The organism is Salmonella sp. SAL00670 (genome assembly GCF_046552235.1).
Classification (GTDB): domain Bacteria; phylum Pseudomonadota; class Gammaproteobacteria; order Enterobacterales; family Enterobacteriaceae; genus Salmonella; species Salmonella enterica.
The window spans coordinates 18,185-31,357 of the sequence record NZ_JBGDUO010000003.1 but is presented as its reverse complement, the minus strand read 5'-3'; the positions used below and the strand labels follow the sequence as shown (position 1 = coordinate 31,357).

At 44.2% G+C, this 13,173-nt stretch carries 13 protein-coding genes; 11 read left to right on the top strand and 2 right to left on the bottom strand.

The features are described from left to right. The first annotated feature begins 8 nt into the window (after positions 1–8). The 7 genes from ACLJRS_RS11135 (at position 9) to nei (ending at position 7,389) form a co-directional block, all read left to right on the top strand. The gene (locus tag ACLJRS_RS11135) at positions 9–779 is read left to right on the top strand and encodes an ABC transporter permease (protein ID WP_000998823.1); all 771 of its coding nucleotides are present in this window, start codon (positions 9–11) and stop codon (positions 777–779) included. A gap of 3 nt (positions 780–782) precedes the next feature. Continuing rightward, positions 783–1,493: an ABC transporter ATP-binding protein gene (locus tag ACLJRS_RS11130; RefSeq protein ID WP_000702849.1), complete on the top strand. Its 711-nt coding sequence runs from the start codon at positions 783–785 to the stop codon at positions 1,491–1,493. Positions 1,494–1,586: 93 nt separating this feature from the next. Next, positions 1,587–3,365 carry a glycosyltransferase gene (locus ACLJRS_RS11125; RefSeq protein WP_000273737.1) on the top strand — a complete coding sequence of 593 codons (1,779 nt, stop codon included), beginning with the start codon at positions 1,587–1,589 and terminating at the stop codon, positions 3,363–3,365. 192 nt (positions 3,366–3,557) lie between these two features. Continuing rightward, the gene (locus ACLJRS_RS11120; RefSeq protein ID WP_001670433.1) at positions 3,558–4,391 is read left to right on the top strand and encodes a glycosyltransferase family A protein; all 834 of its coding nucleotides are present in this window, start codon (positions 3,558–3,560) and stop codon (positions 4,389–4,391) included. 57 nt (positions 4,392–4,448) lie between these two features. Further along, on the top strand, positions 4,449–6,344 hold the full coding sequence (locus tag ACLJRS_RS11115; RefSeq protein ID WP_077906289.1) for an HAD family hydrolase: 1,896 nt from the start codon (positions 4,449–4,451) through the stop codon (positions 6,342–6,344). Between the two features lie 67 nt (positions 6,345–6,411). Next, entirely contained in the window at positions 6,412–6,549 is a 138-nt protein-coding gene (locus ACLJRS_RS11110; protein WP_001145916.1) for a hypothetical protein, read from the top strand. Between the two features lie 48 nt (positions 6,550–6,597). Next, the gene (gene nei / locus ACLJRS_RS11105) at positions 6,598–7,389 is read left to right on the top strand and encodes an endonuclease VIII (RefSeq protein ID WP_001113968.1); all 792 of its coding nucleotides are present in this window, start codon (positions 6,598–6,600) and stop codon (positions 7,387–7,389) included. A gap of 54 nt (positions 7,390–7,443) precedes the next feature. On the opposite strand, the gene ACLJRS_RS11100 is transcribed toward nei, so the two are convergent. Beyond that, a complete protein-coding gene (locus ACLJRS_RS11100) occupies positions 7,444–8,490 on the bottom strand; it encodes an AbrB family transcriptional regulator (protein ID WP_001122057.1) in 1,047 nt (348 codons plus the stop codon). A gap of 136 nt (positions 8,491–8,626) precedes the next feature. After that, a complete protein-coding gene (locus ACLJRS_RS11095; RefSeq protein ID WP_000785811.1) occupies positions 8,627–9,910 on the bottom strand; it encodes a citrate synthase in 1,284 nt (427 codons plus the stop codon). A 100-nt stretch (positions 9,911–10,010) separates the two neighbouring features. Between ACLJRS_RS11095 and ACLJRS_RS11090 the strand changes: the two genes are divergently transcribed. The 4 genes from ACLJRS_RS11090 (at position 10,011) to sdhA (ending at position 13,161) form a co-directional block, all read left to right on the top strand. After that, positions 10,011–10,256 carry a hypothetical protein gene (locus tag ACLJRS_RS11090; RefSeq protein WP_001539488.1) on the top strand — a complete coding sequence of 82 codons (246 nt, stop codon included), beginning with the start codon at positions 10,011–10,013 and terminating at the stop codon, positions 10,254–10,256. A gap of 393 nt (positions 10,257–10,649) precedes the next feature. Further along, the gene (gene sdhC / locus ACLJRS_RS11085; protein WP_000263340.1) at positions 10,650–11,054 is read left to right on the top strand and encodes a succinate dehydrogenase cytochrome b556 subunit; all 405 of its coding nucleotides are present in this window, start codon (positions 10,650–10,652) and stop codon (positions 11,052–11,054) included. Continuing rightward, positions 11,048–11,395: a succinate dehydrogenase membrane anchor subunit gene (gene sdhD, locus ACLJRS_RS11080; protein ID WP_000254356.1), complete on the top strand. Its 348-nt coding sequence runs from the start codon at positions 11,048–11,050 to the stop codon at positions 11,393–11,395. The genes sdhC and sdhD overlap by 7 nt, the downstream gene beginning before the upstream one ends. Then, positions 11,395–13,161, top strand: a complete 1,767-nt coding sequence (gene sdhA, locus ACLJRS_RS11075) for a succinate dehydrogenase flavoprotein subunit (protein ID WP_000775561.1) — start codon at positions 11,395–11,397, stop codon at positions 13,159–13,161. Before sdhD ends, sdhA begins: the two co-directional genes overlap by 1 nt. The last annotated feature ends 12 nt before the right edge of the window (positions 13,162–13,173 follow it).

The following is a 13,173-nucleotide window of genomic DNA, read 5'->3' as shown; positions in this document are numbered from 1 at the left end:
CGGAAACAATGAATGATTTGAAAGAAGCTCTGGCCAGGCACCAACTTTGGATTTCGCTAGGTTGGAATGATGTCCTGGGACGATACCGGCGATCGGTGTTAGGGCCTTTTTGGATAACGATTTCGATGGGGGTCACCATATCAGCGATGGGACCTCTTTACGGTTCGCTGTTCAGTTCTGGTTCCGAAAATTTTATCATGCATCTTACTTTAGGTATGATCTTTTGGGCCTTTCTATCAGCAACTATTAATGAGTCATGCGGAATATTTAATGAGTCCGCATCAATTATTAAACAATCTGACCTTCCGCTATATTTATATATATTACGTGTTTTCTATCGGCAGTTTATGATTATGTTGCATAATTTTATCATTATACCTTTCGTGATTTTTTTTACCAATACATCGGTAAATCTTGATATTCTCCTTTTTATACCTGCAATTGTAATAACATCCATCTCATTAATTTCTACAGGTATGATTCTCGCCATTTTTTGCACAAGATATCGTGATATGGGACCGGTTGTTCAAAGTGTGGTAACGTTGTGTTTTTTTATAACTCCCATCATTTGGACATCGGAACAATTACCAAAGGGAAGAAAGGAATTTGTTGATTATAATATTTTTTATTACTTTATGGAGATGCTCAGGAAACCATTAATGGGAACTGTACCAGATGTAACTATATGGTTTTACACAATAATAACCTCTATTATTATGTTGATGGTCTCAACCTTAGTGTTGACTAAATATCGCTCAAGAATCGTATACTGGTTATAATTAATGAAAATCTCTTGCAAAAACGTTGGCGTAATACTCCCTATATTTAACTCCAGCCACCGTTCATTTAAAAAAACTTTTCTACAGGCTGCTTCAGGTGGACGAATTGGCTCATCGAATACCGGGATTATTGAAGTAGAGGCATTAAAAAAAATTGATTTTACGCTTACCGAAGGTAACCGTCTTGCGCTTATCGGACACAATGGTTCGGGCAAAACAACTCTTCTGAGAGTACTTGCAGGGGCCTATAAACCAACTTCAGGGAAGTATGAATGTATTGGTCGAGTCACCAGCCTCATTGATCCCATGATGGGAATGGATGGTGAGCTTACCGGCCTGGAAAATATAAAACTGAGGGGACTATTTCTCGGTCTGTCAAAAAATGAAATAAAAAATATTACAGAAGATGTCATCGAGTTCAGCGAGTTAGGTGATTTTATTAAAATCCCCGTTAGAACGTATTCTAGTGGTATGGTTCTGAGGCTTGGTTTTTCTATTTCTACTGCAATTAATCCTGAAATTTTACTGATGGATGAATGGATGAGCGTGGGTGATAGTGATTTTAAAAGAAAAGCAGAGATGAGATTAAATAGCTTTATCTCTAAAGCGGGCATTATGGTAATGGCCACTCACGATGATGAACTGGCTAAATCTGTATGTAATAAGTTCATCAGGCTTGAGCACGGTGAGATAGTTAGCAAAGGCGGATTTTAATATTCTTATTGCAGTATTTATATCACTACGCGGTGAGAAATTTACTATTTTATAATAGCGTTACCCCAGATAATATAAATTTATAGGTTCGTTATGTATTTTTTACTTCAAAAAGTAATTTTACCAAACATTGATCTATGCACGGAAGAGCAGCTTTATTTCAGAACTCAGGGCGGGAAGTATAACTATACCTCACGTAACTTACTTGTTCCGCGTCATAAGGTTGCATATTTTGATACTTTTTTTAATGCATTCTCAATTAAGAAATGGAAAAAATATACAACCTTAACATCACTTTTTTTGCGGGTTAATATAATTGGTCGCGGAACTATAACTGTAAGGCATAAAGAGAATGGTGTCATTAGAGTATTAAAGCAAATTGATTTTAAATCGTCATGTAATATTAGTGATGAGATTGAGATTGATATATCAAAAATAAATTTTGGATATATCTATGTGGAGTGGCAATCAGACGAAGACTCTGTTTTAAATGGATTTGAATTTCTGACTAAAGATCATGTTAGTAAATCATCTATGGCTTTAGTTATAACAACTTATAATAGAAAAGAAGCTGTTACTAAAACAATCAATAGAATTAATAAAACACTCTTAACCCAGAGCGAATTTAAAGATCGTTTTAAATTGATTGTCGTTAATAATGGCGAGGCGATTAATCACCCGTCAGGAAACGGCATTATAGTTATCAATAATGAAAACCTCGGTGGGTCAGGCGGGTTTATGAGAGGTTTGATAGAGGCAGGGAAAATCAACGATGTCAAACATGTCATATTTATGGATGACGACGGCTCATGTGAAATTGAATCGATTTGTCGAACTCATGCTTTTTTACTGATGGCTAAAGACAAAAATACAGTTGTTACTGGCTGTATGCTTTTTGAAGATAACCCGGCAATCATACATGAATCTGGTGCCATATGGCATAGAGATTTTTTACATTACCCGGATAAACATTATCTGGATGCTCGGGAAATAGATTCTTTAGATACTTTTGATAATGAAAGAAAAATAGGCTACGGTGGATGGTGGTTTTTTGCCTTTAATATTAACGCTATTGAATATTACTCATTTCCTTTCTTTGTTCGTGGTGATGACCTGCTATTTGGATATATGCATAAAAAACATAATATTGTCACACTTAATGGTGTGGCTTCGTGGCAAATGGATTTTGAAAGAAAAATATCGGTTCTAAATAGCTATTTGAACTTCAGGACTGTTGCTGTACCTGCATTAATTAGTAAAAGAAAGTTTGCTGCACTACTGTTAAGTGTTTTCTTTGTGCGGGAAGTCTTTCTTGCGAGTTTTTCATGCCGCTATGAACTTGCCAGAGCAATGATTATGTCATATAACGATTGTCTTTCTGGACGGGAGTTTTGGGAAGATAATGTAGATCTTCTGGAGATAAGAAAAAGAATTAATGCAATAACTCATAATGAAAAATTCAATGTAGAAGGTATTGATATTGTTAATGGTTGTGTTGATTACCCATGTTCTGGTAAAGAAAAAGCCATCTACAAATTTTTTAGATGCATAACCCTTAATGGACACTTAATTCCAGCTTTCTTTTTAATTAAAAAACCAATCGTGGTTGATTATCGTCATTATCACCCTACTAAGTTTTCATTCCGGAGAATTACTATCTATCATTTAAATATAGAAAATGGCAAATTATTAAAACTTACCCACTCAAAAATGGAGTTTTTTAAAGTTATTATTAATGGTTTGTTTACGGCAGTCAAAAATTTTTATCGGTTTAAATCTGCAAAAAAAGAGATGAAAAATAGTTTGCCCTATCTTACCTCAAAGCTCTTTTGGTATAAAAAATTCAATAAAAAATCTGAAGATAAATATTAAACATGATGTAAGTGGTGTTGATGAGAATTATACCGATTTTTTAATTATATGACTATGATAATCTTAGGTATGGTTCTGTTGCTACACCTTATCTGGTGTCAGTCTAATAAAATATTATAATCCTTACCCAATGTCAGCATTCATTCATAGGGTGTTAATTTTTATATATACCGTAAAACGCGAAATCAGAATATGGAAAAGAGTCTTTTAGTTATTGTCCGACATAAACCTGGGCGTACTCGTCTATTAATGCGGGCCTTGCAATCCATTAATGACCAGACGTTCAAAAAAATAAATATCATCATTTTCTGCATGGAGGAAGAATTGAAATGTCACAATGTGGATGATTTTTATCTGAAAGAACTGTCAAATATATATAGTGTTATCTACGACGAAAACTGTATCTTTAATGCTATTAAGATGTCTGAATCTAATTATTTATGCTTTATGGATGATGACGATTCCTGGGCCCCTGAATATGTGTCAAGGCTACTCAGTGTTTTGGCGAATATACAGTCAACGTATTCATCTGTAAATGCAATAGCATGCCATACAAATAAAGTTGCTGAGATTGCGGAAAATAATAGAATAATTATAAATTCAACGCAACCATGGAACCACTATTTAAATGCTGGCCCTGTTAGTTTTGATGTTATTTATTACAGGAATTCTATTCCACTTTCCTCGTGTTTATTCGATAAAAATTCTGTTATCGATATGATTGAAAGTCATAAATTATCCTCTCCTGCATTTTTCTGGCCTTTTTTTATTCATTACCTTGCAGAAAATGATGTTTGGATCTTACCTGAAGCACTGGCATTTTATCATTTCAGAGAAAATGATGACTTTGAATTTGGCAATTATACCGTAATTAACAATGAGTTATTTGATATAGAATGCAAAATTGCAGAAAATAAAATGATGAGAAGTATTGATGACTCATCATTGCTCAATGTGTTACTTTCAAATATTGCTAACAATAGTCTTTTTCATAAAATCTCTTATATTGAAAATAAGATTAAATAAAATATGGATATGAACTTTAAAAAATACAAGACCGTAAGCTTTGATATCTTTGATACATTGGTTAGCCGGAGGGTTTACCGTCCCAGAGATTTGTTTTCATTGATGCAATCAACTTTAGCAACTGAGAACTTTTTTATATCAGCGTGCGAGATTGATATTATTGATAATTTTCCAGAGATAAGAGTTCAGGCGGAAGTAAGTGCCAGAGAGAATAGGGTCAGGCGTTTTGGCGGCGAGCCGGAAGTACTCATATCTGAAATATACGATGAAATTTTAAAAAAGCATCCGCAGCTTTCACCAGCGACAGTAGAAAAGATAATCGATCTGGAAATACAAATGGAGAAGATTGTTTTATATAAAAATTCGCGTGGAAGCTGTTTGTTTGAAAAGGCTATTAGTGATGGTTGCAAAGTTATTTTAATTAGTGATATGTACCTTCCATCAGCAATATTAAAGGAGTTGTTAACATCATGTGGCTATGATATCAGTAACATTCCAGTTTATTCATCTGGTGAAGAGCGGCACTCTAAAAATAGTGGCAAGTTGTTTTCAATAGTCAAGAAAAATGAAAATGTAGATATTGCATCGTGGATGCATGTTGGCGACAATGTTCATGCAGATATTCTGAACGCTAAAAAACTCGGTATAAATACTCTCCATGCTGATTGGTCAGAGTATAATCATGGGGTATCTAATCATTGGAAAGCTAAAGATATTATTGGTGAATCTATTTGTAAGGCTTTATTACTTAAACAAGTTTCTGCTTTCCATCAAAATGATCCTTTAAACGAGATAGGATTTAAAGTATTTGGTCCGTTATTATTAGGTTATGTATCCTGGTTAGCGAATCAGTTAAAGATTCATAAAATTGATAAAGCGCTTTTTTTAGCACGCGATGCTCACTTAATCTATAAAATTTATAATGAATACTTTTCAGAAGAACATGTAAAATGTGAATATTTATATATATCCCGCGCATCAGCTTATATGGTGGGGATGACTGATTGGCCGATGCACAGGATTTGGCATCTTTTTGGTGGTAAGAATAAGAAAAGTATTAAAAAGATACTTGCTATCGCGGGGTTAGATGCGAGTGAGCATATTTCAGATATACATCATGTTGGTTTTCCTGACGAGGAGTATATTCCTGTTTCAGGAGAGGAACATAAGGTTCACTGGCTTATAAATAAATTATTTCCATATATTTTATTAAAAAATACTCAGCACAGGGAAGTTTACGCTGATTACTTTAAAACGGCCTGTGAAGGTTATAAAAATATAGCACTTATCGATGTAGGATGGATGGGTAATATTCAATCAGTATTTGCTCGTTCTTTAGGTGCGCAATGGGCAGAAAAACAAATACATGGGTTTTATTTGGCAACTTTTGCTGGCGCCAATGATAACCGATCTATTTATAATAAGATGTTTGGTTGGCTAACCAACTATGGCCATCCCAACGATAAGTGTGATCTTTTCTTATCAGGAGGGGTGGAAATAATGGAGTTCGCTATGGCTGACAATACTGGGTCAACAATTGGCTATAAAAAAACGGATAATGGAATAATTCCTGTACGTGAAGATAGCAGTGGTTCTGAAATTGAGTATTTAAAAAAAGCAGCAAGATTGCAATCAGGGATTATTTCTTTTTTTGAGTACGTCAAACCGCTCATACAAAAAGGAAATTATGCAGCACTTAGTAGTGTTGTATTGTCAGAACCTTTTTTTGAATTGATAGCCAGACCCTCAAGCGTTCAACTGGACGCCTTATCTTCCCTCACACATTCAGAGTCCGCGGGATCTAACGCAGAAAGAATCGTGCTAGCCAAGAAACTGCCTTTAAAGGATAAACTTTTTCCCGGAGAAAATTATATCAAAGAGTTGAATGCCAGTTATTGGAAAGAAGGCTTTAAAAGGATCAACAGAAAAAAATTTTGGGCAAAATATAACTAAGCGTCATTTAATTCCGGTAGGCAGACAATCATTATTGGGCGCTCGCCCGACAAGGGCTGAGTCGATTATGCCCTGGCGCGATCATGTTAACCCTGACGGGGAAGTGGTCTCGTGCTGCGATAATGTTATTATCACTGAATACCACCGCCTGTTTGTCCATCCGCTGTGGATGTTCATTATGGTGTTCGATGTGCATTCCAGATAGTCAGAGGCGGTGTAGTCCATTAATCAACTGTTAACAAAGGATATTATCATGCCTGAAGGCCCGGAAATTCGTCGTGCGGCGGATAATCTGGAGGCGGCAATCAAAGGCAAACCCTTAACCGATGTCTGGTTTGCCTTTGCACAGTTAAAACCGTATGAATCGCAGCTTACCGGTCAACTTGTTACCCGGATAGAGACGCGGGGAAAAGCGTTATTGACCCACTTTTCAAATGGCCTGACGCTCTACAGCCACAACCAACTCTATGGCGTATGGCGGGTGATCGATACTGGTGAAATACCGCAGACCACGCGTATATTGCGCGTCAGGCTACAAACGGCGGATAAAACTATTCTGCTTTATAGCGCGTCTGATATCGAAATGCTGACAGCAGAGCAGCTCACGACGCACCCTTTTTTACAGCGAGTCGGTCCGGATGTGTTGGACGCGCGTCTTACTCCGGAAGAGGTTAAAGCTCGATTGCTGTCGCCGCGTTTTCGCAACCGACAATTTTCCGGACTGTTGCTGGATCAGGCCTTTCTGGCGGGATTGGGGAATTATCTGCGCGTTGAAATCCTCTGGCAGGTAGGGTTAACCGGACAGCATAAAGCGAAAGATCTCAACGAGGCGCAACTGAATGCGCTTTCTCACGCGCTGTTGGATATTCCGCGCCTTTCCTACACTACTCGCGGTCAGGCGGATGAGAACAAGCATCATGGCGCACTGTTTCGCTTTAAGGTTTTCCACCGTGACGGCGAAGTGTGCGAGCGGTGCGGCGGCATTATTGAAAAGACAACACTGTCCTCACGCCCGTTTTACTGGTGCCCGCATTGCCAGAAATAGCCGGAACCGTCATCGGCGAGCGGCTATTGCCTGATGGCGCGACGCTTATCAGCCCTACAAAGGTTGTTTGGGCGCATAGGTTGATATAAAACGGGCCACTGCTGGCCCAGTTAACAGAATGCTGAACAGCCGTAGGGTTTGCATTGCCATGATGAGCGCCATATCGGCACTGCTTCCTGCCGCGATCGCGGCAACCGTATCCAGACCACCGGGACTGGTGGCAAGATAAGCCGTCATAAAATCAATCTGCATGTAGTAAGCCATTCCCCACGCCATCGCGGCGCAAATCGCCATCAGCGCGAAAATTGACAATAAGATTTGCGGCAATGGCCGCAGCGCCATAAAAAACACCTGTCTGTCAAAACCCAGCCCAATACGCCAGCCTATCGCCATATACGCCACGGCCAGCAGCCATTCGGGTAATTCAATCTCAATGATGCCTTGCGAATGGAGAAGCGCGCCTGCCAACATGGGGAGCAGCATCGTGCCGGAAGGGATACGCATCAGGCGACCGGCAATGCCCGCCACGATCGCTAATAACAGCGTCGTCAATACATTACCGCTAAGCGGCGGAAACCAGATCACCTGTTGGCTGACCGCTGCCGCGCTGTCGCCGAGTATCAGGCGTGTCACCAGCACCGCCGCGCCAGCCACAAACAGTACCCGTAGATACTGCATAAACGCCACCAGGCGGATATCCGCCCCGTAATCTTGCGCCATCGCTACCATTGCCGCCGCGCCGCCCGGCGAAGACCCCCATGCGCCGGTGTTGCCGGGCAGCGAGCTGTAACGTACCAGCAGCCAGCCGACTACCGCGCTGGAAAGCAGCGTCACCAGCAACACTAAAAGCACGACCGGCCAGTAGAGGGCGAGGGTGGTCAATATCGAACCGGTTAGATTTTGGGCGATCATACAGCCGAGAATTGCCTGCGCGGCGAGAAAAATACCGCGCGGAAGTTGTAGCGTACTACCTCGCAAACTCAACACGATACCCGCAATCATTGGACCGAGCAGCATTGCCGCCGGAAGGTGCAGATAGAGAAAAATAAGGGAAATGAGCAGCGATAACAGGAACAACAAAAACCACTGCAGAATCGGCATTCCATGCTCCCTGAATGATATTTAGCGAAACCTTAATTAATCATAGAGAGTAACGGGGTAAGAATAAAATAATGAGGATAAGAAAAAAGGGAAAATGTACCGGATGGCGAGGGTTGCCTCGCCATCCGGTTGTCAATTAACGCTTCAGCGCCGATTTAAAATCGCGTTTATCGTAGCCGGTATACAGCTGACGAGGACGGGCGATTTTCATGCCGTCAGTGTGCATTTCATTCCAGTGTGCAATCCAGCCAACGGTACGCGCCATGGCGAAGATCACGGTGAACATCGAAGATGGAATGCCCATCGCTTTCAGAATGATGCCGGAGTAGAAGTCTACGTTCGGGTACAGTTTCTTCTCGATGAAGTACGGGTCGTTGAGCGCAATGTGCTCAAGCTCCATCGCCACTTCCAGCAGATCGTCTTTGGTGCCCAGCTCTTTCAGCACTTCGTGGCAGGTTTCACGCATCACGGTGGCGCGCGGATCGTAGTTTTTGTAAACACGGTGACCGAAGCCCATCAGGCGGAAAGAATCATTCTTGTCTTTCGCACGGCGAACAAATTCCGGAATGTGTTTAACAGAGCTGATTTCTTCCAGCATTTTCAGCGCGGCTTCGTTGGCGCCGCCGTGCGCGGGTCCCCACAGGGAGGCGATCCCGGCGGCAATGCAGGCGAATGGGTTGGCGCCGCTTGAACCTGCGGTACGTACCGTTGACGTTGAGGCGTTCTGCTCATGGTCAGCGTGCAGGATCAGAATACGGTCCATCGCGCGCTCTAGTACCGGATTCACTTCATAGGTTTCACACGGCGTGGAGAACATCATGTTCAGGAAGTTACCGGCGTAGGAAAGGTCGTTGCGCGGATAAACAAACGGCTGACCGATTGAATATTTGTAACACATCGCCGCCATGGTCGGCATTTTGGACAGCAGGCGGAACGCCGCGATTTCACGGTGGCGCGGATTGTTCACATCCAGCGAGTCGTGGTAGAACGCTGCCAGCGCGCCAGTGATCCCGCACATTACCGCCATCGGATGTGAGTCGCGACGGAAAGCATGGAACAGGCGAGTGATTTGCTCATGGATCATCGTATGGCGGGTGACTGTCGTTCTGAACTCGTCATACTCTTCCTGCGTCGGTTTTTCGCCGTACAGCAGGATGTAACAGACTTCCAGATAGTTGGAATCGGTAGCAAGCTGGTCAATCGGGAAACCGCGATGCAACAAAATGCCTTCGTCGCCGTCGATGAAGGTGATTTTAGATTCGCAGGATGCGGTAGAGGTGAAACCAGGGTCAAAAGTAAAAACTCCTTTTGAACCGAGACTACGAATATCAATAACATCTTGACCGAGTGTACCTTTTAGCACATCCAGTTCAATAGCAGTGTCACCAGTAAGGGTGATTTTTGCCTTTGTATCAGCCATTTACGGTCTCCTTAGCGCCTTATTGCTTAAGACTGCCGGAACTCAGACTTGCCTTCTCCACGTCATCTTCCTTGTCGTTAGTGCAGGGAAGATTCTGTGTATGCATCAATCAACCGTTACCAGTTTGTTATTTGGCTCGCCGCTCTGTGAAAGAGGGGATGACCTGGGTACAGAGCAATGGGCGCTTGCAGGTAACGGCTTGATTAATTTCGAATTAGCAGCAAATCAGGAACGTAGCAATCCGAGTAATGTAACCTGTCTATCACTAATAACTGTCCTGAAAGAATGGGTCAATATCATTGTACTGTTGCATAACTTATTAACAGGTGAAAGAGTGACCCCATAACTTTTACGCATTATATGCTTTTTCTGGTGTCGTTTGTAACAATTTTGTTTAATGTTTGTCAAATCAGATGATTGAAAATTAAAAAAATGTTGTTATCGTGACCTGTGTCACTGTTCAGGATAAAACCCGACAAACTATATGTAGGTTAATTGTAATGATTTTGTGAACGTCCTATACTGCCGCCAGGTCTCCGGAATACCCTGCAATCCCGAGCCACCCAGCGTTGTAACGTGTCGTTTTAGCTACTGGAAGCAGTGTTTTACATGACGCGCAGTTATAGAAAGGACGCTGTCTGACCCGCACGCAGACCGGAGGAAGGAAATCCCGTCGTCTTTCTGGCTACAGGTAGATTCACCTCTGTAACCGAAGTCTTAAGGGAATAATAAGAACAGCATGTGGGCGTTATTCATGATAAGAAATGTGAAAAAACAAAGACCTGTCAATCTGGATCTACAAACTATTCGGTTCCCCATCACAGCGATAGCGTCCATTCTCCATCGCGTATCCGGTGTGATTACTTTCATCGCCGTCGGCATACTACTGTGGCTACTGGGCACCAGCCTCTCTTCTCCGGAAGGATTCCAGCAGGCCGCCGATATCATGGACGGCTTCATCGTTAAATTTATCATGTGGGGCATCCTTACCGCGCTGGCGTATCACGTCATCGTGGGAATTCGTCACATGTTAATGGATTTTGGCTATCTGGAAGAAACATTCGAAGCGGGTCAACGCTCTGCCAAAATCTCTTTTGTTATCACTGTCGTGCTTTCACTTCTCGCAGGAGTCCTCGTATGGTAAGCAACGCCTCCGCATTAGGACGCAATGGCGTACATGACTTCATCCTGGTCCGTGCTACCGCTATCGTTCTGACGTTATACATCATCTACATGGTGGGTTTTTTCGCCACGAGCGGCGAACTGACCTTTGAAGCCTGGACCGGTTTCTTCTCATCGGCCTTCACCAAAGTCTTCACCCTGCTGGCGCTTTTTTCCATCTTGATTCATGCCTGGATCGGCATGTGGCAGGTGTTAACCGACTACGTTAAACCACTGGCAGTGCGTCTGATACTGCAACTCGTTATTGTTGTTGCGCTGGTGGTTTACGTCATCTATGGATTTGTTGTGGTGTGGGGTGTGTAATGAAACTGCCAGTCAGAGAATTTGATGCTGTTGTGATTGGTGCCGGTGGCGCAGGTATGCGCGCGGCGCTGCAAATTTCCCAGAGCGGCCAAACCTGTGCGCTGCTCTCGAAAGTCTTCCCGACCCGTTCCCATACCGTTTCCGCGCAGGGCGGTATCACCGTGGCGCTCGGCAATACCCATGAAGATAACTGGGAATGGCACATGTACGACACCGTAAAAGGGTCGGACTACATTGGTGACCAGGATGCCATCGAATATATGTGTAAGACCGGACCGGAAGCGATTCTGGAACTGGAGCACATGGGGCTACCGTTCTCCCGTCTTGATGATGGACGTATCTATCAGCGCCCGTTCGGCGGCCAGTCGAAAAACTTTGGCGGCGAGCAGGCGGCACGTACCGCGGCGGCGGCTGACCGTACCGGTCACGCCTTGCTACACACGCTGTATCAACAGAATTTGAAAAACCACACCACGATTTTCTCCGAATGGTATGCGCTGGATCTGGTGAAAAACCAGGATGGCGCGGTGGTGGGGTGTACCGCACTGTGCATCGAAACCGGTGAAGTGGTGTACTTCAAAGCCCGCGCGACGGTGCTGGCGACCGGCGGCGCAGGCCGTATCTACCAGTCCACCACCAACGCTCACATCAACACCGGTGACGGTGTCGGTATGGCGCTGCGTGCCGGTGTCCCGGTGCAGGACATGGAAATGTGGCAGTTCCACCCGACCGGCATCGCCGGGGCGGGCGTGCTGGTGACAGAAGGCTGCCGCGGCGAAGGCGGTTACCTGCTGAACAAACACGGCGAGCGCTTTATGGAGCGTTATGCGCCGAACGCCAAAGACCTGGCGGGTCGTGACGTGGTGGCGCGTTCCATCATGATCGAAATCCGTGAAGGCCGCGGCTGTGATGGTCCGTGGGGGCCGCACGCTAAACTGAAACTGGATCACCTGGGTAAAGAGGTGCTGGAATCTCGCCTGCCGGGTATCCTGGAGCTGTCCCGTACTTTCGCCCACGTTGACCCGGTGAAAGAGCCGATTCCGGTTATCCCGACCTGCCACTACATGATGGGCGGTATTCCGACTAAAGTGACCGGTCAGGCGCTGACCGTGAACGAGCAGGGCGAAGACGTGGTCATTCCGGGGCTGTTTGCGGTAGGCGAAATCGCCTGTGTATCGGTTCACGGCGCCAACCGTCTGGGCGGTAACTCACTGCTGGATCTGGTGGTCTTTGGCCGCGCGGCGGGGCTGCATTTACAGGAATCCATCGCCGAGCAGGGCGTGCTGCGCGACGCCAGCGAGTCTGACGTTGAAGGTTCTCTGGAGCGCCTGAATCGCTGGAACAATAACCGCAATGGCGAAGATCCGGTGGCTATCCGCAAAGCGTTGCAGGAGTGTATGCAGCATAACTTCTCCGTATTCCGTGAAGGCGACGCGATGGCGAAAGGGCTTGAGCAGTTGAAAGTGATCCGCGAGCGTCTGAAAAACGCCCGTCTGGATGACACGTCCAGCGAGTTTAATACCCAGCGTGTTGAGTGTCTGGAGCTGGATAACCTGATGGAAACCGCCTACGCCACTGCCGTATCAGCCAACTTCCGAACGGAAAGCCGCGGCGCGCATAGCCGCTTCGATTTCCCGGAGCGTGATGATGCCAACTGGTTGTGTCATACCCTGTATCAGCCGCAAACGGAATCCATGACGCGCCGAAGCGTCAATATGGAGCCGAAACTGCGTCCGGCGTTCCCGCCGAAGATTCGTACTTATTAATTGCGGAGACAG

Excerpts from the sequence above, each read along its gene's own strand:
- ACLJRS_RS11100 (WP_001122057.1), bottom strand. The coding sequence starts at position 8,490 with ATGCCGATTCTGCAGTGGTTTTTGTTGTTCCTGTTATCGCTGCTCATT.
- ACLJRS_RS11125 (WP_000273737.1), top strand. The coding sequence starts at position 1,587 with ATGTATTTTTTACTTCAAAAAGTAATTTTACCAAACATTGATCTATGC.
- ACLJRS_RS11130 (WP_000702849.1), top strand. The coding sequence starts at position 783 with ATGAAAATCTCTTGCAAAAACGTTGGCGTAATACTCCCTATATTTAAC.
- ACLJRS_RS11090 (WP_001539488.1), top strand. The coding sequence starts at position 10,011 with ATGCATCAATCAACCGTTACCAGTTTGTTATTTGGCTCGCCGCTCTGT.
- ACLJRS_RS11135 (WP_000998823.1), top strand. The coding sequence starts at position 9 with ATGAATGATTTGAAAGAAGCTCTGGCCAGGCACCAACTTTGGATTTCG.
- sdhA (WP_000775561.1), top strand. The coding sequence starts at position 11,395 with ATGAAACTGCCAGTCAGAGAATTTGATGCTGTTGTGATTGGTGCCGGT.
- ACLJRS_RS11120 (WP_001670433.1), top strand. The coding sequence starts at position 3,558 with ATGGAAAAGAGTCTTTTAGTTATTGTCCGACATAAACCTGGGCGTACT.
- sdhD (WP_000254356.1), top strand. The coding sequence starts at position 11,048 with ATGGTAAGCAACGCCTCCGCATTAGGACGCAATGGCGTACATGACTTC.
- sdhC (WP_000263340.1), top strand. The coding sequence starts at position 10,650 with ATGTGGGCGTTATTCATGATAAGAAATGTGAAAAAACAAAGACCTGTC.
- ACLJRS_RS11095 (WP_000785811.1), bottom strand. The coding sequence starts at position 9,910 with ATGGCTGATACAAAGGCAAAAATCACCCTTACTGGTGACACTGCTATT.
- nei (WP_001113968.1), top strand. The coding sequence starts at position 6,598 with ATGCCTGAAGGCCCGGAAATTCGTCGTGCGGCGGATAATCTGGAGGCG.
- ACLJRS_RS11110 (WP_001145916.1), top strand. The coding sequence starts at position 6,412 with ATGCCCTGGCGCGATCATGTTAACCCTGACGGGGAAGTGGTCTCGTGC.